This is a genomic window from Vibrio ouci (assembly GCF_004551525.1).
In the GTDB taxonomy this organism is placed as follows: Bacteria; Pseudomonadota; Gammaproteobacteria; order Enterobacterales; family Vibrionaceae; genus Vibrio; species Vibrio ouci.
Genome location: NZ_SATR01000018.1, coordinates 52,832 through 79,021, shown reverse-complemented (window position 1 = coordinate 79,021; position 26,190 = coordinate 52,832). Strand labels below are relative to the sequence as shown.

The 26,190-nt window shown below is 45.9% G+C and carries 25 protein-coding genes; 23 read left to right on the top strand and 2 right to left on the bottom strand.

Annotated elements, in window-relative coordinates; genetic code table 11:
* Window positions 1–15 precede the first annotated feature (15 nt).
* Complete coding sequence (gene argS, locus ELS82_RS13115; protein WP_134835865.1) at window positions 16–1,749, bottom strand: arginine--tRNA ligase; 1,734 nt, start codon at window positions 1,747–1,749, stop codon at window positions 16–18.
* 245 nt (window positions 1,750–1,994) lie between these two features.
* Between argS and ELS82_RS13110 the strand changes: the two genes are divergently transcribed.
* Window positions 1,995–2,594 (top strand): VOC family protein, encoded by a 600-nt coding sequence (locus tag ELS82_RS13110; RefSeq protein ID WP_134835864.1) that lies wholly within the window; start codon window positions 1,995–1,997, stop codon window positions 2,592–2,594.
* On the opposite strand, the gene ELS82_RS13105 is transcribed toward ELS82_RS13110, so the two are convergent.
* Window positions 2,586–5,360 carry an insulinase family protein gene (locus tag ELS82_RS13105; RefSeq protein WP_134835863.1) on the bottom strand — a complete coding sequence of 925 codons (2,775 nt, stop codon included), beginning with the start codon at window positions 5,358–5,360 and terminating at the stop codon, window positions 2,586–2,588. The genes ELS82_RS13110 and ELS82_RS13105 overlap by 9 nt on opposite strands.
* Before the next feature lie 299 nt (window positions 5,361–5,659).
* Between ELS82_RS13105 and sixA the strand changes: the two genes are divergently transcribed.
* The 22 genes from sixA to ccmI all read left to right on the top strand — a co-directional run bounded on the left by sixA (window position 5,660) and on the right by ccmI (window position 26,183).
* Window positions 5,660–6,124 (top strand): phosphohistidine phosphatase SixA, encoded by a 465-nt coding sequence (gene sixA / locus ELS82_RS13100; protein ID WP_134835862.1) that lies wholly within the window; start codon window positions 5,660–5,662, stop codon window positions 6,122–6,124.
* Window positions 6,125–6,316: 192 nt separating this feature from the next.
* A complete protein-coding gene (gene flhA, locus ELS82_RS13095; RefSeq protein WP_134835861.1) occupies window positions 6,317–8,410 on the top strand; it encodes a flagellar biosynthesis protein FlhA in 2,094 nt (697 codons plus the stop codon).
* A 29-nt stretch (window positions 8,411–8,439) separates the two neighbouring features.
* A complete protein-coding gene (flhF, locus tag ELS82_RS13090; RefSeq protein WP_134835860.1) occupies window positions 8,440–9,915 on the top strand; it encodes a flagellar biosynthesis GTPase FlhF in 1,476 nt (491 codons plus the stop codon).
* Window positions 9,916–9,928: 13 nt separating this feature from the next.
* Window positions 9,929–10,816 (top strand): MinD/ParA family protein, encoded by an 888-nt coding sequence (locus ELS82_RS13085; RefSeq protein WP_004413304.1) that lies wholly within the window; start codon window positions 9,929–9,931, stop codon window positions 10,814–10,816.
* Window positions 10,809–11,543, top strand: coding sequence for an RNA polymerase sigma factor FliA (locus tag ELS82_RS13080; RefSeq protein WP_053438411.1), 735 nt, complete (start codon window positions 10,809–10,811; stop codon window positions 11,541–11,543). Before ELS82_RS13085 ends, ELS82_RS13080 begins: the two co-directional genes overlap by 8 nt.
* Window positions 11,544–11,588: 45 nt before the next feature.
* The gene (gene cheY / locus ELS82_RS13075) at window positions 11,589–11,957 is read left to right on the top strand and encodes a chemotaxis response regulator CheY (protein WP_006879571.1); all 369 of its coding nucleotides are present in this window, start codon (window positions 11,589–11,591) and stop codon (window positions 11,955–11,957) included.
* 39 nt (window positions 11,958–11,996) lie between these two features.
* Window positions 11,997–12,716, top strand: a complete 720-nt coding sequence (locus ELS82_RS13070) for a protein phosphatase CheZ (RefSeq protein WP_053438412.1) — start codon at window positions 11,997–11,999, stop codon at window positions 12,714–12,716.
* Window positions 12,717–12,724: 8 nt separating this feature from the next.
* Window positions 12,725–14,932: a chemotaxis protein CheA gene (locus ELS82_RS13065; RefSeq protein ID WP_134835859.1), complete on the top strand. Its 2,208-nt coding sequence runs from the start codon at window positions 12,725–12,727 to the stop codon at window positions 14,930–14,932.
* 23 nt (window positions 14,933–14,955) lie between these two features.
* Window positions 14,956–16,083 (top strand): protein-glutamate methylesterase/protein-glutamine glutaminase, encoded by a 1,128-nt coding sequence (locus ELS82_RS13060; protein ID WP_134835858.1) that lies wholly within the window; start codon window positions 14,956–14,958, stop codon window positions 16,081–16,083.
* 8 nt (window positions 16,084–16,091) lie between these two features.
* Window positions 16,092–16,868, top strand: a complete 777-nt coding sequence (locus ELS82_RS13055) for a ParA family protein (RefSeq protein ID WP_134835857.1) — start codon at window positions 16,092–16,094, stop codon at window positions 16,866–16,868.
* Window positions 16,861–17,919 carry a chemotaxis protein CheW gene (locus tag ELS82_RS13050; RefSeq protein ID WP_134835856.1) on the top strand — a complete coding sequence of 353 codons (1,059 nt, stop codon included), beginning with the start codon at window positions 16,861–16,863 and terminating at the stop codon, window positions 17,917–17,919. The genes ELS82_RS13055 and ELS82_RS13050 overlap by 8 nt, the downstream gene beginning before the upstream one ends.
* Before the next feature lie 37 nt (window positions 17,920–17,956).
* Window positions 17,957–18,451 carry a chemotaxis protein CheW gene (locus tag ELS82_RS13045; protein ID WP_004413313.1) on the top strand — a complete coding sequence of 165 codons (495 nt, stop codon included), beginning with the start codon at window positions 17,957–17,959 and terminating at the stop codon, window positions 18,449–18,451.
* Window positions 18,451–18,948 (top strand): DUF2802 domain-containing protein, encoded by a 498-nt coding sequence (locus ELS82_RS13040; protein ID WP_038211084.1) that lies wholly within the window; start codon window positions 18,451–18,453, stop codon window positions 18,946–18,948. Before ELS82_RS13045 ends, ELS82_RS13040 begins: the two co-directional genes overlap by 1 nt.
* A 188-nt stretch (window positions 18,949–19,136) precedes the next feature.
* Window positions 19,137–19,757, top strand: coding sequence for a cytochrome c biogenesis heme-transporting ATPase CcmA (ccmA, locus tag ELS82_RS13035; protein WP_004413316.1), 621 nt, complete (start codon window positions 19,137–19,139; stop codon window positions 19,755–19,757).
* A 2-nt stretch (window positions 19,758–19,759) separates the two neighbouring features.
* Window positions 19,760–20,428: a heme exporter protein CcmB gene (gene ccmB / locus ELS82_RS13030; RefSeq protein WP_004413317.1), complete on the top strand. Its 669-nt coding sequence runs from the start codon at window positions 19,760–19,762 to the stop codon at window positions 20,426–20,428.
* A 102-nt stretch (window positions 20,429–20,530) separates the two neighbouring features.
* Window positions 20,531–21,280 (top strand): heme ABC transporter permease, encoded by a 750-nt coding sequence (locus ELS82_RS13025; RefSeq protein ID WP_134835855.1) that lies wholly within the window; start codon window positions 20,531–20,533, stop codon window positions 21,278–21,280.
* Window positions 21,281–21,286: 6 nt separating this feature from the next.
* Window positions 21,287–21,493 (top strand): heme exporter protein CcmD, encoded by a 207-nt coding sequence (gene ccmD / locus ELS82_RS13020; RefSeq protein ID WP_134835854.1) that lies wholly within the window; start codon window positions 21,287–21,289, stop codon window positions 21,491–21,493.
* Window positions 21,490–21,975 (top strand): cytochrome c maturation protein CcmE, encoded by a 486-nt coding sequence (gene ccmE, locus ELS82_RS13015; RefSeq protein ID WP_004413320.1) that lies wholly within the window; start codon window positions 21,490–21,492, stop codon window positions 21,973–21,975. Before ccmD ends, ccmE begins: the two co-directional genes overlap by 4 nt.
* Window positions 21,972–23,930, top strand: coding sequence for a heme lyase CcmF/NrfE family subunit (locus tag ELS82_RS13010; RefSeq protein ID WP_134835853.1), 1,959 nt, complete (start codon window positions 21,972–21,974; stop codon window positions 23,928–23,930). Before ccmE ends, ELS82_RS13010 begins: the two co-directional genes overlap by 4 nt.
* Window positions 23,930–24,484, top strand: a complete 555-nt coding sequence (locus tag ELS82_RS13005; protein ID WP_134835852.1) for a DsbE family thiol:disulfide interchange protein — start codon at window positions 23,930–23,932, stop codon at window positions 24,482–24,484. The genes ELS82_RS13010 and ELS82_RS13005 overlap by 1 nt, the downstream gene beginning before the upstream one ends.
* Complete coding sequence (locus tag ELS82_RS13000; RefSeq protein ID WP_134835851.1) at window positions 24,481–24,966, top strand: cytochrome c-type biogenesis protein; 486 nt, start codon at window positions 24,481–24,483, stop codon at window positions 24,964–24,966. The genes ELS82_RS13005 and ELS82_RS13000 overlap by 4 nt, the downstream gene beginning before the upstream one ends.
* Window positions 24,966–26,183: a c-type cytochrome biogenesis protein CcmI gene (ccmI, locus tag ELS82_RS12995; protein WP_134835850.1), complete on the top strand. Its 1,218-nt coding sequence runs from the start codon at window positions 24,966–24,968 to the stop codon at window positions 26,181–26,183. Before ELS82_RS13000 ends, ccmI begins: the two co-directional genes overlap by 1 nt.
* Window positions 26,184–26,190 lie beyond the last annotated feature (7 nt).

Genomic DNA, 26,190 nt, shown 5'->3' with positions numbered 1-26,190 from the left:
AAGCTTGATGCTTAATTACATGCGCTCTAGCGTTTCGATACCTAGCAGAGATAGACCTTGTTTAATCGTCTTCGCTGTAAGTGCTGCAAGTTTGAGGCGGCTCTGTTTCACTGATTCATCTTCAGTGTTCAGAATTGGGCACGCTTCGTAGAAGCTTGAGAACTGACCTGCTAGTTCGAATAGGTAGCTACACATGATGTGTGGTTGACCTTCACGAGCAACAGATTGAACCGCTTCTTCGAATTGTAGAAGTTTAGCAATCAGCGCTTTCTCTTTCTCTTCAGTCACTTTGATTTCGCCTGCTAGGTTATCCATAGGGATACCCGCTTTAGCGAAGATAGAAGATACACGAGTGTAAGCGTACTGCATGTAAGGCGCTGTGTTGCCTTCAAACGCAAGCATGTTGTCCCAGTCAAACACGTAGTCTGTAGTACGGTGCTTAGAAAGGTCAGCGTACTTAACCGCAGCCATTGCAACTGTGTTAGCAATGTTGCTCTTCTCTTCTGCGTCTAGGCTTGGGTTTTTAGACTCAATCAGTTTGATCGCGCGCTCTTCCGCTTCATCTAGTAGATCAGCAAGACGAACTGTACCACCTGCACGAGTCTTAAATGGACGACCATCTTTACCTAGCATCATGCCGAACGCGTGGTGCTCTAGTGATACTTCTTCTGGCACATAACCCGCTTTACGAACGATAGTCCAAGCTTGCATTAGGTGCTGATGCTGACGTGAGTCGATGAAGTAAAGAACGCGGTCTGCGCCTAGTGTTTCGTAACGGTACTTAGCACAAGCGATATCCGTTGTCGTGTATAGGAAACCACCATCACGTTTTTGGATGATAACACCCATCGCTTCGCCATCTTTGTTTTTGTACTCTTCAAGGAATACAACTTGAGCGCCGTCATCTTCTTGTGCCAGACCTTGCTGCTTAAGGTCAGCAACAATGCCAGGTAGCATGTCGTTGTACATGCTCTCACCCATAACGTCGTCACGAGTAAGAGAAACGTTTAGACGGTCGTAGTTACGTTGGTTTTGAACCATAGTAACGTCAACAAGCTTCTTCCACATTTCTGCACAGTACTCGTCGCCGCTTTGTAGTTTAACTACGTAGTTACGTGCGCGAGCTGCAAATTCTTCGTCTTCGTCGTATAGCTTTTTAGATTCACGGTAGAACGCTTCTAAGTCAGACAGTTCCATTGAAACTTCGCCAGACTCTTTTTGTACGCGCTCTAGGTTAGCGATAAGCATGCCGAACTGAGTACCCCAGTCACCGATGTGGTTAGCACGAATCACTTTGTGACCTAGGAATTCAAGAGTACGAACAACCGCATCACCGATGATGGTTGAACGTAGGTGGCCTACGTGCATTTCTTTAGCAACGTTTGGTGCTGAGTAGTCAGCAACGATGGTCTTTTGCTCTTCAGCAGCAACGCTTAGGCGCGCATCTGCTAGGGCTACTTCAGCCTGCTTCGCTAGGAACTCTTCGCTAAGGAAAATGTTGATAAAACCAGGGCCTGCGATTTCAGTTTTGCTAGCGATACCGTCAAGATCCAGAACATCCAATACTTTCTGTGCAAATTCGCGTGGGTTAGTACCTAATTTTTTTGCTACGCCCATTACGCCGTTTGCTTGGTAATCACCAAACTGAGGTTTTGCAGATTGACGAACGGCTGCAGGGCTGCCTGCAGGTGCGCCAGCGGCTTCAAGAGCCTGAGATACTTTGTCGTTAATAAGTGCTTGGATATTCACACGCGCTTCCTTCAATTCTGGGAATTGGTTAGCTATGCATTCCGAGTTAATCAGGGGCTAAAAGCTTTTATCCTGAATAATATCCACCAAGTGGAATGAATGCATATCTCGATCTAGTTCATAAATTTGGCGCACATAATACCAACTTTATTGCTCCGCTTATAGGGAGTGAACTGGGAAATTTTCTACTTTTCCTGACGATCTTGTTAGTATTGGGGAAAAATCAACGCATTGGGTACGAAAAAATGTCACAACCGCTGTTCAACGCTGAATTAATGCCAGCTCAGATGAAAGCAAACCTTGATGAATTTATGCATAAAATTCAAGATTTAAGCGATACTTTGCATATTAATCTCAAGCCATTTCAGGCTGATCATATCGCTTTGCGCATCAATGATGCTGAACTGGCGAAATTAGCGCATCAAGAGTGGCAAAAAGAAGGGCAGGTCATTTCGAATGCTCAAATTAATGGCCGTCCAATCATCGTTATCCTATTTGAGCAAGCTTTGTGTAGCCATAGCTGGGATATTGAGTGCTTGGAGCTGCCTTACCCGGCACCCGGAAAAATCTATCCAGAGCAGAACTGGGAGCATGTCGAGTTTGTTGTGCCATCTGACGCGCAATCGGCAGATGACTACTTAGCTGATATCAAACAGCAATTTCCAGCACTGACACAAAATTGGGATGCACTGCTTGAGAAAGGGGTCAAAGTAAAACTGTCGAGTCCAAAAGGGGAAGGGGAACGACTGAATAACCCGACTGTTGCATTCAAACACAAAGGGGTGTGCATTAAGCTTCACCCCCATCCATTAAAAGCGATTGTACAATCAGAGCAATCAGCCTAATTCAACATCTTTAGGTCTGAGTTGGAACTCCTCGATTGAGCCAATCTCCTGACCTAAACTGAGAGCTTCCGACTCATGGTGTGCATTGCCCTGAGTGTGCATGATGAGTCGGTTTGCCGTTCTCGGTTTAAGCTCGTTAACAATGAATCGAATCATATCGGTTCGAGTTAATGTCTTAAGCTCCTCAAGCACCACCTCTTTTTGATTAAATTCGAGATCTTTATTGCCTATCGCAACCCAAAGTCGTTGAGCGCGACCACGTAAAGTCGTGTCCGGTGTAGCGATTTGGTTCCATAAGCCGCGTTTACTGCTGTGCCACTGATATTCATTAAGCTCAAGCAGTACCATATAGAAAGCATTAAGAAACTCATCGATGGACTGAATTAACTCAATAGGTGCCGCATTCGGCGATTGCACGTACAAAGCAATACCCGGATGGCGGTTTAGGGGTAAATTACCGGTCCCGACCATATAACCGAGTTGCTGCTTGGTGCGGATCTCATGGAAGAAGGTCGCCGACATCAGGTGGTTAGCCAGTGAGTAAAGGGCAATACTCCTTGGGCTGGTATCGTCACATTGGTAGTAAAGGACGGTCGCTGAATCCTCTTGATCGCAAAAGACTTCACGCTGGAATGAACCATTTTTTCCCAGCATGACCAGTGGTCGAAGCGCCTCTTCATATTGCTGATCTTGAACTCTTAACGCATCTTTAAGCGTATTACCTAGTGCCAATGCGTCAGACTGGGTCCAATCACCATAGACAAACATCTCAACATGCAGCTCGGCCAAAATAGCATCGACAAAGGCTTCTAACTCAGAGACTTCAATTTCTTCCAGTGCTTCTAAGAGTACTGAGTAGGGTGGGTTATTGGGTTGCAATATACCGGTAAGCGCATTAAATAGCTGAGAAATAGGGCGATCTTGCGCTGAGTTGCGCCAATTTCTTAACAGTTGTTGTTTGATGGTTTCAAAGCGTTGCTGACTAAAGTCGCGCTTAGCAAAGCGGCTTAAGATTAGTTTCATCAGCTCAGGTTGCTTTTGACTAAAGCCAGAAATAGTTAATGTAACGCCGCCTTGATGTGCATACATGTTGTAGCCCATGCCCGCAATCTCGGCTTGATAAGTTTCAGCCGCCAGACTGTCGAGGAACATTTCCACACACAGGCGAGTTTTAACGATGTTACGCGGGTTAGCCACGGCATGTGGGCTATCAATCGCGACGTAGACGACGCCTTTCGGTACACGAAATTCTTCATCTTGTAAGTGCCACAGCTTAAACCCTGGTAGCTCTTCAAGCACCTGCGGGTTTAACTGCGGAGACTCTAGCGGTTTAGGATCAAGGTCATAGCAGATAAATGGGTTCTTCTCCGGCAACTCGAATGACAATGCACTTGGCTCAAGGAAGTACGCTTTTTGCTCTTGGGTAAACTTGGTGACTGAATATGGCGTGAAGTACCACTTAGCCTTTTCTGTATATTCGTAGCCATGCGCAATGAGAGTTGTGCGTAGGTTATCGGGCACCAAATAATCCATCAGCGATTTGAGCTGAGATTCATCATAGTGATTCATCATAAAATCACCGTAGATGGTGTCTTCAGCTTGGTAATGCTGCATGTTGACCACAAGGTGGCTGACTAAATCGAGTGGACGAGTCGGCTCTTGAAAACGAAACGCCGATTCTAATACAGCTTGTTTTTCGCGGTATCGCCACTCATCAAACCCTTCACGCTTGATTAAATTAAGGTAGCTAAATACCGCTTGGGTAATATCGTCGATATGCTCTAGACCCGTCGGAGTCAATGCGCAGCTAACGGTAAACTCGCGATAGTTACTGGCGCTCGTGCCACCGCCAGCAGACAAAGAAGTGATCCACCCCTTGTCCTTGAGAGTGATCATTAAGCTGCCATCTCCCTCATAACCAAGTAGATGGGCGAAGTATGAAAGCGGCTTAGACTGATAAAATTCATCCATTCCCGGCATTGGAAATGCGAGGATCAACTTACGGATTTCTTTGACAGGCTCCACATTGACCAAGACGCTGGTTGAGTGCTCATCGCAATAGGTAGCATCAATCGACTTACTAGCCAGCTGGTGGTTTGGTATCGCGGAAAACTTCTCGTGACACCAAGCTTCAAGCTCATCGAGCGCTTGAGGACCAGCGATAGAAAGGGTCATTAGATCTGCTGAGTATTGCTGATAATGGAAATCAACAATTTCATCACGGATGCTTTTTCCGTTGCGATCACCAAGTGTCTCAAGATTACCAACAGAAAACTTACTGAAAGGGTGGGCTGGATTGATCAGCTCTTTGTGGACTTGGTAGAGGCGCCTAGAATCGTCATTTAGCTTTAGTTTGTATTCAGATTCTACGGCTTGGCGTTCTTTATCTAGTGCTTCAGGGTTAAAAAGTGGCGCGGTAAAAAATTGGCTGAAACGGTCTAGACTGGATTCGAAAGCATTGGGTGAAACATCAAAGAAGAAACAAGTGTGTTCTGTGCCGGTCCAAGCGTTGTTGCTGCCACCATGTTGACTGATATAGCTTTGAAACTCGCCCACTTTAGGGTATTTTTCCGTACCCAAAAATAGCATGTGCTCAAGATAATGAGCTAAACCTTCGCGATCAGCCGGATCGTCAAAGTGGCCGACATTGACTGCCAATGCTGCCGCTGATTTTTGTGCTGTATCGTCGTGAATCAACAATACCCTAACACCGTTGGAGAGCGTCAAGTAACGGTATTGGTTAGTATCATTTGGGCTAATGTGCACGGTGCCATCTCCAGTCAGTTTGAGAACGCCTTATAGATAATAGAGTAATTATGACTCGGATATGGCTGACTGCAAACTATCTGTTTGAGAAATATGAGCAAAATGGTTTTGTGAGCAGACTCGATGAGCTGCCAAGAGTGTTAAGAAAGTCAGAGTCTTTCGGAGCAAAGTTGATATAATTATTTATAGCTCAATAGATTTGATAGCCTCTCTTACGCGGTGTTCAAATCAAGAACGCAACAATTACAAGAACAACAATCCGCAATGAACTAACGGCGGGATAGTATTAGGAAGAAGCCATGAAAATTTTTATTATGCGTCATGGAGAAGCAGAGCATTATGCCTCAAGTGACGCAGAGCGAGAGCTAACTCAGCATGGCCGAAAAGCCTCGCTAGCTGTCGCACGAGCATGTGCGGGTAAAGGTTTCGCGCAGTTCGATAAAGTGTTAGTGAGCCCTTACATTCGTGCCCAGCAAACTTGGCAAGAGATCTCATCGCAATTCTCATCTGATCAAGTGGAAACTTGTGATGATATTACCCCGTACGGTGACTCAGAGCAGGTGGCTGACTATGTATCGGCGTTGGTCGACACTCACAACTACCAAAGCGTTTTGATTGTGTCGCATCTACCTTTGGTTGGTTATTTAACCTCAGAGTTCGTAACTGACATGGTACCGCCAATGTTCCCAACATCCGGACTGATTTGTATCGAATACTCATTAGAGAAACTATCGGGTGAGGTTCTATTTAACATCCACCCATAAGCGCACCGAAAGCTCGCTTTTGTCCTAGTTAGCCTAGGATTGAGAGCGGGTGCTCACCTTCCTAGTCCAAGAACGCTGTTCACATAGCGTGCAAACACCACTAGCCATAAAATTGACATACTTGATGGACTAGATATTGCATAGTTACGCCAAGTTGTTCTTTTTTCCGAAATTTACTGTAGCTACTCGACTATGAAGTTTTCTTTGCCGTTCGCGGACAAACTGCCTCCAATTCCTCAGCGTGCGATGCCTGCCATCGGTGCGCCAGTCATGGTTTTGGCTACGCTGGCCATGGTTATATTGCCAATTCCAGCATTCCTGCTCGACCTTTTCTTCACCTTCAACATTGCTTTAGCCATGGTTGTGCTACTGGTGACGGTTTATACCCGTAGGCCACTAGACTTCGCGGCTTTCCCAACGGTTCTACTGATCGCGACGCTATTGCGATTAGCCTTGAACGTGGCCTCGACTCGTGTCGTTCTACTTTATGGTCATGAAGGGTCGGGTGCGGCTGGTAGCGTGATTGAAGCGTTTGGTAGTGTCGTTATCGGCGGTAACTACGCCGTAGGTTTAGTGGTCTTCCTCATCTTGATGATCATTAACTTCATGGTTGTGACCAAAGGTGCGGGTCGTATTTCGGAGGTAAGTGCACGCTTTACGCTAGATGCGTTACCAGGTAAGCAGATGGCGATTGATGCGGACTTGAACGCCGGTCTGATCGATCAAGACCAAGCGAGAACGCGTCGACAAGAAGTGACCAAAGAAGCGGACTTTTATGGTTCAATGGACGGTGCGTCGAAGTTTGTTAAGGGCGATGCCATCGCCGGTATTTTGATCCTGTTTATCAACATCATTGGCGGCCTATCGATTGGTATGGCGCAATATGGTTTGGGCTTTAGTGAAGCGCTGCAGATTTATACACTGTTAACCATTGGTGACGGCTTAGTCGCTCAGATTCCATCGCTACTCTTGTCTATTGGCGCAGCAATCATGGTTACACGTCAAAACACTGATGAAGACATGGGCAAAGAAGTCGTCTTCCAGATGTTTGACAACCCAAAAGCCTTGATGATCACCGCCGGGATTCTGTTTGTCATGGGTATTGTGCCGGGTATGCCGCACTTTGCTTTCCTATTGTTGGCCTTCATTGCAGGTGGCGGCGCTTACTACATCTATCGCAAGCAGAAAAAAGAGGCTGAACAACCAAACTTACCTGCGACTACTGAACCTGAATCGACAACGCCGAAAGAGCTCTCTTGGGATGACGTTCAACCCGTTGACATTGTTGGCTTAGAAGTCGGTTACCGCCTGATTCCATTGGTCGATCAAGCGCAAGGTGGTGAGTTACTTGAACGAGTCAAAGGGGTACGTAAAAAACTGTCACAGGACTTCGGTTTTCTTATTCCTGCGGTCCACATTCGAGATAACTTAGAACTGACACCAAACAGCTATCGCATTACGTTAATGGGTGTTGCGGTAGGTGAAGCTGAAATCAGACCGGATATGGAACTCGCGATTAACCCGGGCCAAGTCTATGGAATGATTGAGGGTGAACCGACTATCGATCCCGCCTTTGGTCTTGAAGCGGTATGGATACGTGAAGAACAACGCGAACACGCGCAAGCATTAGGCTACACCGTCGTGGACTCATCCACCGTACTGGCGACTCACCTCAGCCAGCTTTTGACTAACAACGCTTCACAGCTCATTGGTCATGAAGAGGTGCAAAACCTACTTGAAATGCTCGGCCGCAGCACACCTAAGCTGGTGGAGAGCTTTGTACCGGATCAATTGCAGTTGGGTGTAGTGGTTAAAGTTCTACAGAACCTGCTTAACGAAGCGGTGCCTATCCGTGATATTCGCACAATTGTTCAAACCTTGTCCGAGTACTCGAGTAAGAGTCAAGAACCTGACATATTAACAGCGGCTGTACGTATTTCACTCAAACGTCTAATTGTTCAGGAAATCAATGGGATAGAGCCAGAATTACCAGTGATTACTCTTATTCCTGAGCTGGAACAAATATTGCATCAGACAATGCAGGCTTCTGGTGGAGAATCCGCAGGGATCGAGCCTGGATTAGCTGAGCGTTTACAATCATCTTTAAGCCAAGCGACACAAGAGCAAGAGCTAAAAGGTGAACCGGCAGTGTTACTGACGTCGGGTGTACTACGCTCAACATTAGCGAAGTTTGTAAAGAATACGATTCCTTCACTACGCGTTCTCTCTTACCAAGAAATCCCGGACGAGAAACAGATTCGTATTGTTCAAGCGGTTGGGAACTAGCTTTAATACGTTGATATACGGTACCTAATTTGAAGATTAAACGATTTTTTGCCAAAGACATGCGCACAGCACTTCTCCAAGTCAAAGGAGAACTTGGTGATGATGCGGTTATCATGTCTAACAAGAAAGTGGCAGGAGGAGTCGAGATTGTCGCTGCAGTAGATGGCGAAGGCTCGAACGGCGCGGCGAACAATTACAGTTCTAACCCGCGACACAATAATCCTCGACCAACACAGGCGAAGCCGCAAGCGCCTTCACCAAGCCGAGCGCTGGCGGAAGATAAAGTCAGTCTTCAGTCGCAGTCACGCCCTGATAGCTCTATGACCAAACGCTTTGCCAACATGTTTAAGCAATATGGCGGCGGTGATGGCAGCGAAAGCAAAGAAGAAACCAGTGCCGATACACTCGCTGCTTTGCTGAATCGACAGTCTGCTGTTCGACAAGATGGCCGTGAAGCCGTTCAGTTGAAAGAAGACTCACCACTTGCACGACTCATCGCGGAAGATCGCCGACTAGAGAGACCTGCTGCTAAACTTGATCCGACGCGCTATGAACGTTCTCGTCCGAATGAAGCGGCTGTTGCGAGTGAAGATCTCGAAGAAATGAAAGAAGAGATGACATCGATTCGTCGCCTCTTAGAACACCAAGTTTCAGGCTTAATGTGGCAAGAAGTAGAGCGTAGAGAGCCACTTCGAGCGATGTTAATTAAACGCTTAGAGCGCATGGGCGTCTCGTCTGATTTAGCGGATCAGTTAGCTTGTTATATTCCGGAAGATACGGCGCCAACCAAAGCGTGGAAAGCACTGCTGGGTTTGGTTGCTGACCAAGTTCCGGTTTCACAGAAAGATATTTTGAAGCGTGGCGGTGTTGTAGCGCTTCTTGGGCCTACCGGTGTAGGTAAAACAACGACAATCGCCAAGTTGGCTGCTCGCGCGGCAATGGAGTATGGCTCGGATAATGTCGCGCTCGTTTCAACAGATACATATCGTATCGGTGCACATGAGCAATTGGCCATTTATGGACGCATTATGGGCTGTCCAGTAAAAGTCGCTAAAGATTCCAATGAGTTAGCCGATGTAATATATCAGTTACGAAATCGTCGCCTAATTCTTGTTGATACAGCTGGTATGGGACAGCGTGACGTTAGACTGTCTGAACAGCTAGATACTTTGATGCAGGAAACCGGTGAAGTGATTCACAGCTATTTGGTTCTTCCGGCTACTGCGCAGCGCAAAGTATTGCAAGAGACCATCGACCACTTTAAACGCATCCCGCTGTCTGGGTGTATTATGACAAAGCTTGATGAGTCTTTGAGTTTAGGAGAGTTCCTTAGCGTGGTAGTTCAAAATGCGCTACCCGTGACGTATATAGCGAACGGACAACGAGTCCCAGAAGATATTGTGATAGCGCAACCAAAATACATGGTCGCTAAGGCAAACGAATTACTTGAGAAGTCGACAGACGACGAACCTCACTACTGGAATAGTGAATCGGAAAGGTTCTAGGCGGCGGACGATTATGACAAAGAATATGATACAAGACCAAGCAAGCGGATTACGCCGCTTAACACAGCCTTCACTTACTAAGGTCATTACTGTGACGGGTGGTAAAGGTGGTGTTGGTAAATCTAATGTGACGTTAGGTATGGCTATCTCGATGGCGCGACAAGGCAAGAAAGTCATGGTACTTGATGCCGATTTAGGCCTTGCCAATGTTGATGTCATGCTAGGTATTCGACCTAAGCGTAACTTAGGCCACGTACTCGCAGGCGAATGTGATCTGAAAGATGCCATCGTTGAGGGGCCTCACGGCATTAAAATTATCCCAGCAACATCGGGTACACAGGCAATGACCGAGCTGTCGCATGCTCAACATATCGGTTTAATTCGAGCTTTCGGAAGCTTAGAAGATGAAATGGATGTGTTACTAATCGACACGGCGGCTGGTATATCTGATATGGTAGTCAGCTTTTCTCGGGCGGCTCAAGATGTGGTTATTGTCGTTTGTGACGAGCCAACATCGATCACTGATGCATATGCTCTGATTAAGTTACTGAGCAAAGAACATCAGGTTCAGCGATTCAAAATCGTTGCAAATATGGTCAGAAGCTACCGAGAAGGCCGAGAATTGTTCGCAAAGTTGACCTTGGTCACAGAGCGATTCTTGAATGTGAGCCTAGAGCTCGTAGCATGTATTCCTTTGGATGATAAAGTAAGACAAGCAGTTAAAAAACAAAAGATTGTAGTTGATGCATTTCCAAGAGCACCTGCTGCATTAGCCATCGGATCTTTGGCAAGTAAAGCACTTACTTGGCCAATTCCTAAGACTCCGAGTGGACATCTTGAGTTTTTTGTCGAACGCTTACTTAATAGACCTGAGATGCTAGAGGAACCATTTGGTGAATAAGGCCTTGACCTATGACCAGTACGCTAACCAGAACAGTCAACGAGCATTTTTAGAAAAATACTCGGTGCTGGTGAAACGTATTGCTCATCATCTGCTTGGACGGTTACCTCCGAGTGTGCAGGTAGAAGATCTTATTCAGGCGGGAATGATTGGCCTGCTCGAAGCTCAAAAGAACTATGATGGTACTAAAGGAGCGAGTTTCGAAACTTACGCAGGGATTCGCATTCGAGGCGCAATGCTTGACGATATTCGTCGAGGAGACTGGGTTCCACGCTCAGTTCATAAACATAATCGTGAAGTTAGCCAAGTTATTGCCATACTTGAAGGTGAGTTGAATCGAGATCCAACTGATGCAGAAGTTGCACAACGGATGGGAATCAGCCTAGAGCAGTATCATGTAATCCTGACGGATATTAACTGTTCTCGCTTAGTGGGAATAGAAGACTTGGGGATATCGGAAGACTCGATATCACCTGAGGATAGTGAAGACGATAACTTACCTTTTAAGGGAGTCGCTGATGAATATTTCCGTAAAGCATTGGTTGACTCAATAAAATCTCTTCCAGAGCGTGAAGCTCTAGTACTTTCGCTTTATTATGATGAAGAGTTAAACTTAAAAGAAATCGGCGAAGTAATTGGTGTTAGCGAGTCACGAGTTAGCCAAATATTAAGCCAATCTATGCAGCGTCTACGCACAAAGTTAAGTGCTTGGACAAATAATGAGTAAAAATCACTGATCTCAAATTCAGTGGAGGCAATTTTGAATAAAAACATGAAGATCCTTATTGTTGATGATTTCTCAACAATGCGCCGTATCGTTAAGAACCTACTTCGTGATTTGGGTTTCAACAATACCCAAGAAGCGGACGACGGCTTAACGGCGTTACCAATGCTTAAGAAGGGTGAGTTCGACTTTGTCGTGACAGATTGGAACATGCCTGGCATGCAAGGCATTGACTTGCTTAAGCATATTCGTGCCGATGACGAGCTTAAGCACCTACCAGTATTGATGATCACTGCAGAAGCAAAACGTGAGCAAATCATCGAAGCAGCACAAGCTGGTGTTAATGGCTACATTGTTAAGCCATTTACCGCTGCAACATTAAAAGAAAAATTAGACAAAATTTTTGAGCGTTTATAGTCAAGGTATTGACTAAAGCGTGAAAGGCCAAAATTCAGAATGATTTCATTAGAACAGGCAAAGCAACTTGTCGAGTTGTTAGAAGAAGGTCAACAACAGGAAGCGGATATCCTTGTTAGAGACATATACGAAAACACCTCGAACCCAATGCTACAGGAAATTGGTGAATTGACTCGTGACTTACATGAGTCAATTAAACATTTCAGCGTGGACGAGCGCATGAGTGAGATTGCCAATGACGAAATCCCTGACGCCAGGGATCGCCTCCAATACGTCATTGATAAGACAGAAGTTGCCGCGAACAAAACCATGGATGCGGTCGATCGTTGTATGCCTATTGCTGATAACCTACATGAAGGACTACTGCAAGTTCGCCCACAGTGGAACGAACTTATGCATGGCCGCATAGAGTTAGCTGATTTTAAAGCGCTTTGTTATCGAATCGATAACCTACTAAGTGAAGTTGAAGGGGATAGTACTGAGTTACGAGGTCAATTGACCGAAATTCTCATGGCCCAAGACTTCCAAGATTTAACAGGTCAAATTATTCGACGTGTTATCACCTTAGTGGATGAGGTTGAAGGTAGATTGGTTGAAATACTGACTGCCTTTAGTTCTGGACAGCTAGAAGAAAGCAAAAATAACAAGAGCAAAGCATCGACGGACCCGGAAGGTCCAATCCTTAACGCTCAAGATAGGGAAGATGCCGTTTCATCACAAGACGAAGTCGACGACTTACTCTCGAGTCTTGGGTTTTAGAGGTAAATATGAGCTACGATTTAGACGAAGATATTCTTCAGGACTTTTTGGTAGAAGCGGGAGAGATCTTAGAGCTACTCTCTGAGCAGTTAGTAGAGCTTGAAAATAACCCTGAAGATAAAGAACTATTAAATGCCATTTTCCGTGGTTTCCACACAGTGAAAGGTGGTGCGGGTTTCCTAGCCCTAACCGAGCTTGTGGATACTTGTCACGGTGCAGAGAACGTGTTCGATATCTTACGTAATGGTCAGCGACAAGTAAGCGCGAGCCTGATGGATACGATGCTTAAAGCACTTGATACGGTGAATGAACAATTCCAAGCAGTTCAAGAGCGTGAAGAATTGCCTAAAGCTGAGCAGTCATTGCTAGATGAACTTCATCGCCTAAGCAGTCCTGAATCAGCTGATGAAGCCGTTGCTGCCGCGCCAGTCGTTGAAGAGCCTGTAATCCCAGAGCCTGTTGTTGAAGCTCCCGCAGCGCCTCAAGCAGAGATTGCTGCCGGTTCAATTGATGAAATTACTCAAGACGAATTTGAAAAGCTACTTGATGAGCTACACGGTTCAGGTACTGCGCCAGGAAAACCAACAAGTGCTCCAGTGCCATCACCAGCGCCTGCTGTTGATGCAGATATGGGTAGCGACATTACCGACGACGAATTTGAAAAGTTATTAGATGAACTGCACGGTGTTGGTAAAGCGCCAGGCGAAGGTGAATCAGCTGCCGCTGAACCGGCCGCTCCTGCGCCTACACCTGCGCCAGCCGCTCCTGCAGGTGCGGGTGATTCTGATCTAATGTCGGATGAAGAGTTCGAAAAACTGCTTGATGATTTGCATGGCTCTGGCAAAGGTCCAAGTGTTGAAGAACTTGACGCGGCAACTAAACCAGCCGCTGCAAACCCTGAACCAGTTGCACCCGCAGCGCCGCCACCGGCACCGGCACCTAAGCCTGCTCCAGCACCTAAACCTGCTGCTAAAGCGGAAGCTGCGCCACCTCCTCCTGCGAAGAAAGAAGCCGCAACGCCAGCTAAAAAACCTCAAGCAGAAGCAACCGTACGTGTTGATACGTCAACGCTCGATACCATTATGAATATGGTAGGTGAGCTTGTACTCGTGCGTAACCGCCTTCTTAGCTTAGGTTTAAATAGCAACGACGAGGAAATGTCAAAAGCGGTGTCGAACTTAGACGTTGTTACTGCGGACCTTCAAGGCGCAGTAATGAAAACGCGCATGCAGCCAATCAAAAAAGTATTTGGCCGCTTCCCTCGTGTTGTACGTGACTTAGCTCGTAGCTTAAACAAAGACATTACGCTGGAAATGCGTGGTGAAGATACCGATCTAGATAAAAACCTCGTAGAAGCACTTGCGGATCCATTGATTCACTTGGTGCGTAACTCTGTTGATCACGGTATTGAAATGCCAGAAGCTCGTGTAGCGTCAGGTAAGTCTCGTACCGGTAAAGTGATCTTATCTGCGTCTCAAGAAGGCGACCATATCGAACTGGCTATCGTTGATGACGGTGGTGGTATGGACCCAGATAAACTTCGTGGTATCGCGGTTAAACGCGGCATCATGGATGAAGATGCAGCGTCTCGATTGACAGATAAAGAGTGTTTCAATCTTATCTTTATGCCAGGCTTCTCGAGTAAAGAGCAGATCTCTGATATCTCAGGTCGTGGTGTAGGTATGGACGTGGTTAAAACGGCCATCAATACCCTTAATGGCTCGATTGATATCGACTCAGAAATGGGCAAAGGCACCAAGATCACTATCAAGGTACCACTGACACTTGCGATTCTACCAACTCTAATGGTTGGTGTTGCGAATCACCCATTTGCTCTACCACTTGCAAGCGTCAACGAAATCTTCCATCTAGATTTAAGTCGCACCAATGTGGTTGATGGTCAATTGACGATCATTGTTCGTGATAAGTCTATTCCACTCTTTTATTTACAGAACTGGCTCGCACCGCAAGCAGGTCAAGTCGAGTTACGTAAAGGTCATGGTCATGTTGTGATCGTACAAATCGGTAGCCAACGCGTTGGCTTCGTTGTTGACACCTTGATTGGTCAAGAAGAAGTGGTTATCAAACCTTTAGATAACTTGTTGCAAGGTACGCCAGGAATGGCGGGCGCGACGATCACGAGTGATGGTCATATTGCCCTTATCTTAGATGTGCCTGATTTGCTTAAGCAGTATGCAGCTGCGTCGCGAATCTAACTTTCAGCATATAAAGGACATATATGGCAATCAAAGTATTAGTCGTTGATGATTCGAGTTTCTTCCGACGTCGAGTAAGTGAAATTATTAATTCTGACGCTCGACTTGAAGTAATTGATATTGCTACTAACGGAAAAGAGGCAGTCGAAAAAGCTATTTCGATTAAGCCTGACGTGATTACGATGGATATTGAAATGCCAGTCATGGACGGTATCACTGCCGTCCGTGAGATCATGTCAAAGAGCCCTGTGCCGATTCTAATGTTCTCCTCTTTAACCCATGATGGTGCGAAGGCAACTTTAGATGCATTAGAAGCGGGCGCGCTCGATTTCCTACCTAAAAAGTTTGAAGATATTGCACGTAATCGTGATGAAGCGGTGTCATTGCTTCAGCAACGTGTAATCCAGATTGCATCTAAGCGCGCATCAATGCGCCGTGCTGCGCCAGTTAGGCCAACGCCTGCAGCGTCTCCAGCCGCAAAGGCGTCGTCAACGGCGCCTGTGCGCTCTTCGTTGCGTCCAACGGCCCCAGTGGCTAAGCCGAGTGTGGCTACGCGATTTAAAGCGAGTGGTAAAAAGTATCAGTTAACTGCGATTGGTACTTCGACTGGCGGCCCAGTTGCTCTGCAGAAAATCTTAACCAAATTACCGGCTAACTATCCTCATCCAATTGTGTTGATTCAACATATGCCAGCGACTTTTACGGCTGCATTTGCGAGTCGCTTGAATTCCCTATGTAAGATTCAGGTAAAAGAAGCGGAAGATGGAGACGTACTAAAACCGGGTGTCGCTTATTTGGCACCAGGTGGTAAACAAATGATGCTAGAAGGACGACCTGGGTCTGCCAAACTTCGCATCATCGACGGTGGTGAACGCATGAACTATAAGCCGTGTGTCGACGTGACATTCGGTAGTGCGGCCAAGATCTATTCTGAACAAGTACTTTCGATGGTACTGACGGGTATGGGTGCAGATGGCCGTGAAGGTTCTCGTATGCTTAAGGGTGTTGGTTCGACAGTTTGGGCTCAAGACGAAGAAAGTTGCGTTGTTTACGGCATGCCTCAGGCAGTGGCGAAAGCAGGCCTTTCTACTGAAGATTTACCATTGGATAGAATTGCCGAGCGAATGTTAGTCGAAGTCGGTCTAGCATAGAGGTTCTCATGATTGTATGGAGTATAGCGAACCAAAAAGGGGGAGTGGGCAAAACGACCACAACCATTACTCTAGCTGGTTTGTTAAGTAAACAAGGAAAGCGTGTCTTATTAGTGGATACTGATCCGCACGCATCTTTAACGACGTACCTTGGTTACGACTCTGATAGTGTCCCTTCAAGCCTATTTGATATGTTTCAACTAAAGGAATATACCGAGCAAACGGTGATGCCTTTAGTTATGCGCTCGGATATTGAAGGGATCGACCTAATTCCTGCGCACATGTCACTGGCGACACTGGATCGGGTTATGGGCAATCGAAGTGGAATGGGATTAATCCTGAAACGAGCGTTGAATGCGATTCGTAGCCACTACGATTATGTACTGATTGACTGTCCGCCAATTCTTGGCGTAATGATGGTTAATGCTTTGGCTGCCAGTGATCGAATCTTGATCCCTGTCCAGACTGAGTTCTTAGCGATGAAAGGCCTAGAGCGTATGGTTCGTACGCTGGCGATCATGCAGAAGTCGCGCAATAAGTCCTTTAATGTGACGATTGTTCCGACCATGTATGACAAACGCACGCGTGCTTCGCTACAAACATTACAGCAATTAAAGAAAGATTACCCAAGTCAGGTTTGGTCATCTGCTGTCCCTATCGATACCAAATTTAGAGACGCGAGCTTAAAACATTTGCCCGTATCTCACTTTGCGTCGGGTAGCCGAGGTGTGTTTGCCTACAAGCAACTATTGATTTATCTAGAGAGGTTAGCCATCAATGACTAGCCAATCGATGCTTTCAAGTGAACAAGCTTTAGATGATTACTTCACGGCACTCCTTGAAGAGTCTGAAGAGCAGAGCCAAAATGAACTTGTAGAGTGTGATGTTGAGTCGATAGTCGTGCCAGAGCCAGAGCCAGAGCCAGAGCCAGAGCCAGAGCCAGAGCCAGAGCCAGAGCCAGAGCCAGAGGACCAACCATTTGAACCAATGGTCCAGTCCGTTGAAGAGAAGAGCTACTACCATGCTCCAGCAGTGGAGATTGAGGTACCTAATCTCGAAGACGTAGAACGCCTACTTAAGCAACTTGAGTCAACTAACCCAGTTGCCGAGTTAGAGCTTGAAGAGGTGATGGAACAAAATACCGTTGATATCGCTCAGGCTGAGGTTGTTAAGACTGAACCTGAGGTCATCACGGAAGAGATCCAAGACTGGACGGTTGAAGAGCCGGTCATCGAAGTTGAGACAGAAGTCGAGCCTGAAATCGTTGTTCCAGAAATCGAACTGCCTCAAGTTGATGTCACTGTTGATATTGAAACTGAAACAGAGACCGAGCTACAAACCGCGCAAGGTTCGGCTGACTTGGGAGAGTGGTACTCGACAGAGCGTAATATCGACTTTCAGGTGCTCTATTTTGATGTCAATGGCGTGACGTTTGCGGTGCCATTGGATGAACTGGGTGGCATTCACCGTATTAGCGAAATGAATCACCTAATTGGTCGTCCAGATTGGTATTTAGGCTTACAGACTAGCCGAGAAGCTCAGCTTGATGTTGTTGATACGGCAAAGTGGGTAATGGCTGAGAAGCTAAAAGACGAAGAGTACAAAGACAGCTACCAATATATTGTCATGTTAGGTGAGAGTATGTGGGGGCTGGCTTCTACCGAGTTAAAAGGTACAGAATCATTAAATCCAGACATGGTACGCTGGCGTGAAACAGCAGGGAAACGCCCTTGGCTTGCCGGAATGGTCACAGAAAAAATGTGTGCTTTGATTCACGTCGAAGCATTGATAGCTATGCTTAATGCAGGACTTGATGTAAAAGCATTAGATAATTAGAACATTTATGCCTATTTGGGCTTAGAGAGGATAAGGTATGTCTCAAACTAATGAAGTCGAAGTAAGAAAAGAGCAGTCAAATGACGAAGTGCTTCAGTGGGTGACGTTCCAATTAGAAGAAGAAACTTACGGCATCAATGTAATGCAGGTACGTGAAGTACTTCGTTACACTGAGATTGCTCCAGTACCAGGTGCGCCAGATTACGTGCTAGGTATCATTAACCTACGTGGTAACGTTGTTACCGTTATTGATACCCGCTCTCGTTTTGGCCTGATGGAAGGTGAAATCACAGATAACACTCGTATCATCGTGATTGAATCTGAGCACCAAGTGATTGGTATTCTGGTTGATAGCGTAGCCGAAGTGGTTTACTTACGTTCTTCTGAAATCGATACCACACCAAGTGTTGGTACTGACGAAAGTGCGAAATTCATCCAAGGTGTTAGCAATCGTGACGGTAAGCTATTGATCCTAGTTGATTTGAATAAGCTACTGACTGATGAAGAATGGGATGAGATGGCTCACCTATAATGGAATTGAGTAGTTCGATGTTAAGTGCTCCAGTGATTGCTGGGGCAGTATCGTTTGTCGTATTGATCATTGTTTTTGCATTATTACGCCTAAAACAAGGACAAACGAAGTCTGCTGAGTATCAACGTCAGCAAACGCGCCATTTGGATAAAGAACTACAAAAAGCCAATAAACAACTTTTAGAAGTTCGTTCCGTTGTGGTCGGGTTAGGACAAAAAGTCAGTGAACAGCAAGATATTATCCAGCACTTAAATGAACGTATTACGGAATTAGAGCAAGCAGACAGTGATGGCCGCTTGTACTCTAGAGCCAGTAAAATGGTCCAGTTAGGTGCAGATATTAATGAGTTGATCGAAGAGTGCGAACTGCCAAAAGCAGAAGCCGAACTGATGATGTCATTACAGAAAAAAATCGCCGGACAAGAAAAAGTCCCTCCTCTTGAAAGCAGCCCCGATCGGCAGAAAGCCGCAGCGCGTAAGCGAACAATGAGAAGATAGAATACAAAAAAGTGCCCCACGGCACTTTTTTTATGCCTCTATGTAACCATTTAGTGGTAGTTGTTTAAGCTTGTGTTTGAATATTAACAGATTCTTACGTAGTTTCGTGATTCGTATAGGTCTATTCCTATTTAGACAAGACGAGGCTGTGGTAAGATACAGTTTCGAAACTTACCTAGTGATCCCAAATGTTAGAAGTATCTCAACTTACAGCAATTCGAGATGAAAGAATTCTATTTGAATCCCTGTCTTTTACGATTGATTCTGGCGAATTAGTTCAGGTCGAAGGTAGAAATGGTACTGGCAAAACAACTTTGCTCCGTATCATTACTGGACTAGGAGACCGCGATAACGGGGAAATCTTTTGGAGTGGTGAGAATATCGAGTCCAACCGTGACCAATTCCACCAAGACCTTCTATTCCTAGGGCATCAAACGGGTGTTAAGCGCGAGCTCACCGCTTACGAGAATTTGCGTTTCTATCTAAGTATCCATTCTCGTCAATCCTTTGACAAAAATACGATTTACGACGCGTTGACCAAAGTGGGGTTAGCTGGTCGTGAAGACGTTCCTGTTGGTCAGCTGTCAGCGGGTCAACAAAGACGCGTCGCGTTAGCTCGATTATGGTTGAGCGATCATAAATTATGGATCCTTGATGAACCGTTAACGGCTATCGACAAGCAGGGGGTTAAGGTTCTCGAATCTCTCTTTTTGAAGCATGCTGAAAGTGGTGGCATCGTCATGTTGACGACTCACCAAGATATGTTCGCTGATAATCCAAAACTAAGAAAAATAAAACTAGGTGATTAATCATGCTTGGCACCATGAATAGTATTATAAGACGCGAATTGCTTATCGCTTTTCGCCGTCAAGCAGACATCTTTAACCCTTTGTGGTTTTTTATCATTGTTATTACCTTGTTCCCGCTGAGTATTGGGCCTGAGCCAAATCTTTTAGCGAGAATTGCTGCGGGTATTGTATGGGTAGCGGCATTACTGTCAGCCTTGCTATCACTAGAACGCTTATTTAGAGATGATTTTCAAGACGGCGCATTGGAACAAATGATGCTAATGCCTGTCCCATTACCGATAGTGGTTATCTCTAAGGTTATTGCTCACTGGTTACTAACTGGTTTGCCGCTGATTTTAATCAGCCCACTGTTATCAATCCTACTGTCATTAGACTTTAATACTTGGCTCGCAGTGGTCTGTACCTTGCTGGTTGGTACACCTACATTGAGCTTTATCGGCGCGATTGGTGTTGCACTAACAGTTGGATTGCAAAAAGGTGGGGTGTTACTGAGTTTGTTAGTACTGCCTTTGTATATTCCTATTTTGATTTTCGCGACGTCAGCGATTGATGCTGCATCATTAGGAATGGCGTATAACGGTCAATTGGCGATTCTTGGCGCAATGTTCATGGGAGCAATGACGCTAACGCCTTTTGCAATTAGTGCGGCACTAAGAGTAAGTGTCAATTAGTTGTTTTTGATCAAGCACGATTTTTTCCCTTTATATAAATTACAAAACTAATAATTGTCTAACGAAAAATTAGACGAACCTGAAGTAAGAGTGAGAACAACGATGTGGAAATGGCTCCATCCCTATGCCAAGCCTGAATCTGCTTACCAATTATGCGGTAAGCTCTTGCCATGGTTCTCCATACTAGCGCTGTTATGTTTATCTATCGGCACTGTATGGGGTTTAGCTTTTGCTCCTGCTGACTATCAGCAAGGTGATAGCTTTAGAATCATTTATATTCACGTACCGTCAGCCATTTGGTCGATGGGTGTCTACATGTCGATGGCAATCGCTGCCTTTATCGGCATCGTTTGGCAGATTCGCCTGTCAGATATGGCCGCCTCAGCAATGGCGCCGATCGGTGCGGTATACACCTTTATTGCATTATTAACTGGTGCAATTTGGGGTAAACCAATGTGGGGCACATGGTGGGTATGGGATGCGCGTTTAACTTCTGAATTAATCCTTCTATTCCTCTACCTCGGTGTGATTGCGCTTTACCACGCGTTCGATGACCAAAAAACCGCGGCGAAAGCGGCAGGTATCCTTGCGATTGTTGGCGTTGTTAATCTACCTATCATTCACTTCTCTGTAGAGTGGTGGAATACCCTGCATCAGGGTGCAACGATTACGAAATTTGAGCAGCCTTCGATCTCGAACGATATGCTGTGGCCACTGCTTCTAAATATTTTTGGTTTTGCTTTCTTCTTTGGTTCGGTAACGATGATCCGCTTACGCAATGAGATCATTAATAAAGAGAGCCATCGCCCTTGGGTGATGAAGTTAGCAGCAGATAAATCTCAGAGAGGGTAATTAACGATGCATTTTGAATCTTTGAGTGAATTCTTTGCAATGGGTGGCTATGCAGGTTACGTCTGGGCTGCTTTTGGTATTACTTTTGGCGTGATGCTTGTTTTGCTTATCACTAGCGTTCGACATGGTCGCACACTTCTTAATGAAGTGCAGGCGAAAGTGGACAGACAAGCACGTATTGATGCAGCGAAAAATTTGGAGAACACATTATGAACCCAAGACGTAAAAAGAGGCTCGGCATTGTTCTTGCGATCTTTATCGGGATCAGTGCAACCATCGGTCTGATGTTGTACGCCCTAAATCAGAATATGGATTTGTTCTACACGCCAACGGAATTGGTGAATGGCAAACCGGATGGTACTAAACCCCACGTAGGTCAGCGCTTGCGTATTGGAGGTATGGTCGTTGAAGGTTCTGTTAAACGTGACGTTGAGTCTCTACGTGTTTCATTTGACCTTCATGATGTCGGCCCTAAAGTCACGATCGTTTATGATGGTATTCTTCCGGACCTATTCCGTGAAGGGCAGGGTATTGTTGCTCAAGGCGTACTGCTAGATGAAACAACGGTTGAGGCATTCGAAGTACTTGCTAAGCACGACGAAGAGTACATGCCACCAGAAGTTGCTGAAGCGATGAAAAAAACGCATGAACCGCTTCAATACACTGAACAACAAAAACAAGGAAGCGATCAATGATTGCTGAAATCGGTCACTTTGCACTGATCATCTCACTGGCGCTCGCGGTACTGCTCAGTATCTTGCCACTGGTTGGTGCATCGAAAAACAATACTCTCTTAATGAACAGCGCCAGACCTTTGTCTTGGGGTATGTTCCTTCTACTACTATTGTCGTTTTGTATTCTGCTTTGGGCATTTTATACCAACGATTTCACCCTTAACTATGTCGCAAGTAACTCGAACAGTCAGTTGCCTTGGTACTATCGCTTAACAGCGGTTTGGGGTGCGCACGAAGGTTCGCTATTGCTTTGGGTATTAATCCAAGCAGCGTGGACGGTTGCCGTAGCGATGTTTAGTCGTGGTATGCCGCAAGAATCTGTTGCACGTGTACTCGCAGTAATGGGTATGATCACGGTAGGCTTCCTACTGTTTATCATCTTAACATCTAACCCATTCTTGCGTACGCTGCCTTACTTCCCGGTTGATGGTCGTGACCTTAACCCACTACTGCAAGACCCTGGCTTAATTATCCACCCACCTATGCTTTACATGGGTTACGTTGGTTTCTCTGTTGCTTTCTCTTTTGCTATCGCATCATTGATGACAGGTCGCCTTGATACCGCATGGGCTCGTTGGTCTCGTCCTTGGACGACAGCAGCATGGTTGTTCCTAACGCTAGGTATCGCTCTAGGTTCATGGTGGGCATACTACGAACTTGGCTGGGGTGGCTGGTGGTTCTGGGATCCAGTAGAAAACGCTTCGTTCATGCCTTGGCTCGCTGGTACAGCGCTAATGCACTCACTCGCCGTAACAGAAAAACGCGGTACGTTTAAAGCGTGGACGGTATTACTGGCGATCTCTGCATTCTCGTTAAGTCTACTTGGTACCTTCCTAGTCCGTTCAGGTATCTTGGTATCCGTGCATGCGTTCGCATCGGATCCGTCGCGAGGCATGTTTATCTTAGGCTTCCTCGTATTTGTTATCGGTGGCTCACTGCTGCTGTTCGCCGTAAAAGGTGCCTCAGTACGTGTTCGCGGTAATTTCGATCTAGTCTCTCGTGAAAACGCACTGTTAGCTAACAACGTACTACTGATTGCTGCACTGGTTGTGGTTCTTGTCGGTACATTGCTGCCATTAGTACACAAACAAATTGGCCTGGGCTCAGTATCGATTGGTGCGCCATTCTTCGATATGTTGTTCGCTTGGTTGATGATTCCATTCTCATTCCTGTTGGGTATCGGTCCTCTGATTCGTTGGAAGCGCGATGACCTATCAAGCTTGAAAAAACCAATGCTGATTTCTGGTGTTGCATCACTGGTTCTTGCATTTGTGTTCACCACGCTGTTGTCAGACTTCTTCTTAACCATGGCTTACGTCGGTTGGGTAATGGCACTGTGGATTATCTTCATGCACGGCTTTGAGCTATACCAACGTGCGACTCACCGTCACCCATTTATGGAAGGCGTTAAAAAGCTTCAGCGTAGCCACTGGGCGATGATGATGGGCCATATTGGTTTAGCGGTCAGCGTTATCGGTATTGCGATGGTGCAAAACTACAGCATCGAGCGCGACGTTCGTTTGGCGCCAGGTGAGCACTTCCAGATTCAAGGCTATGATTTCTACTTCGAAGGCCTACGCGATAAAGATGGTCCGAACTACGACGGTTACATTGCTGACTTCAAGATCACGAACGATGGTAAATACGTAAATACGCTACATGCTGAAAAACGTTTCTACACCACAGCGCGTTCTATGATGACAGAAGCTGCGATTGATCGCGGTATTACCCGCGACCTATACATCGCAATGGGTGAACGTCTAGATGACAATAAGTCATGGGCAGTACGTATTTACTACAAACCATTTGTACGTTGGATTTGGGCTGGTTCGCTATTGATGGCTCTAGGTGGTGCAATCGCTATCAGCGATAAACGTTACCGCTTCAGAAAGAGCACCAAGAAGCAGGAGGCATAATGAATAAGAAACTATTGTTTATTCCCCTAGTGGCATTCTTAGGCTTGGTGGCAGTATTTGCCACCCAGCTGGTGAAAAACCAACATGGTGATGACCCAACCAAACTCGAATCTGTTCTGGTGGGTAAAGAAGTTCCTCAGTTCCGTCTTGAAGACCTAGCGGAGCCGGGCAAGCTATATGACCAAGCGATCTTTAAAGGCGAGCCATTGCTACTGAACGTTTGGGCGACTTGGTGTCCGACTTGTTATGCTGAGCACCAGTACCTAAATGAACTGGCTTCGCAAGGCGTTAAGATCATCGGTATGAACTACAAAGACGATCGCGAAAAAGCGGTGGGTTGGCTGAATGATTTAGGTAACCCATACCTAATCAGCTTGTTTGATGGCAACGGTATGCTAGGCCTAGATTTAGGTGTATATGGCGCGCCAGAAACGTTCCTTATCGATGCGAAGGGCGTCATTCGTTACCGCCACGTAGGTGATGTGAATACGCGTAACTGGAACGAAAAGCTCAAGCCTATGTATGAAGAGCTTATCGCGGAGGCGAAACAATGAAAAAGTGGATCCTCGCACTTGTCGCGTGTTTGACTTTCTCAATGACAGCTTACGCGACGATTGAAATCTATGAGTTCGACAATCTTGAGCAAGAGCATCAGTTCAAAGAGTTAGGCAATACGCTTCGCTGTCCAAAATGTCAGAACAACACCATTGCCGATTCGAACGCTGAGTTAGCGGTCGACCTGCGTCATAAAGTGTATGAGATGACAAAAGAAGGTAAGTCTAAGCAAGAAATCGTTGATTACATGATTGCTCGTTACGGTAACTTCGTGACTTACAACCCGCCGTTTACCATTGCAACTTCAATTCTTTGGCTTGGTCCAATTGCGGTTGTATTACTTGGTTTCGGTTTGATCATAGTTCGTAGTCGTAAACCTAAGGCAGTGACAGAGAAAGATGATCAAGAGTGGGATTCTGACAAAGAAGCGCGACTTAAAGCCCTTCTTGATGAAGAAAAGAATGATGGAGACAAGCAGTAATGACACTATTTTGGATAGCCTCAGTCATTCTTATCGCAATTAGTATTTTGCTTATTGCACTACCGTTTATTAAGAAGAAATCAAACAACGACGAGCAACTGCGCGACGAACTCAATAAAGCGTTCTACAAAGATCGTCTCTCTGAGCTAGAAGAGGAAGCCGATGAAGGTTTGGTTGAAAACCAACAAGACTTAATCGATGACCTAAAGCAATCGCTGCTTGATGACATTCCTGCTGATGAGAAGAAGCATGACGAGAGCAATACTTCAGCGCTTGCCGTTATCATTCCATCGGCATTACTGGTTATTGGTCTTTCTTACGGTCTTTACTTCAAATTTGGCGCATCAGATGACGTTCAGCAGTGGCAAGAAGTCAGTGATAACCTTCCTGCGCTGTCGAAAAAGCTGATGTCTCCTGAAGGGGCGGAATTGAGCGAAGACGAAATGAGCGACTTGTCATTGGCGCTTCGCACACGTCTACACTACCAACCTGACGATTCAACAGGCTGGCTACTGTTAGGTCGTATCGCTCTTGCTAACCGTACTATCGATACTGCCATTGGTGCGATGAAAAAAGCCTACGACATTGAGTCAGATAACCCAGACATTATGTTAGGTTACGCTCAAGCGTTAATGCTATCGCAAGACGATGTTGATCAAGATAAAGCCCGTCGCCTACTAGGTAAACTGGTTCAAGATGACTACGTAGATCTGCGCGTCTTCTCGTTACTCGCATTTGATGCTTACGAGCGTAAAGACTACCCAGCAGCGGTTCGTTACTGGAGCATTATGCAGCAGATGATTGGCCCTCAAGACTCTCGCTATGAAATGCTGTCTCGCAGCATTGAAAACGCTCAGAAACAGATGGGACAACAAGTAGGTACTGGTCAGTCGGTATCGGTAACCATTAATGTTGGTGACCAAGTGAGTGCAGATCCAAGTGCTTCACTGATTGTATCGGTACATACTGCAGATGGTTCACCTATGCCAGTTGCGGCAGCACGCTACCCATTAGGCACGTTCCCAAGAACGGTTGTGCTGGATGATGGCAATAGTATGCTACAAGATCGTAAGCTTTCTTCACTTGAGTCATTGATGGTTCGTGTTCGCATTGATAGCGATGGTAACGTTGCGACTAAAGATGGGGACTGGTTTGGTGAGAGCGAAGCCGTTAAAATGGGCGAACCAGTTGAAGTCATGATTAATAATCAGTATTAATAGTGAC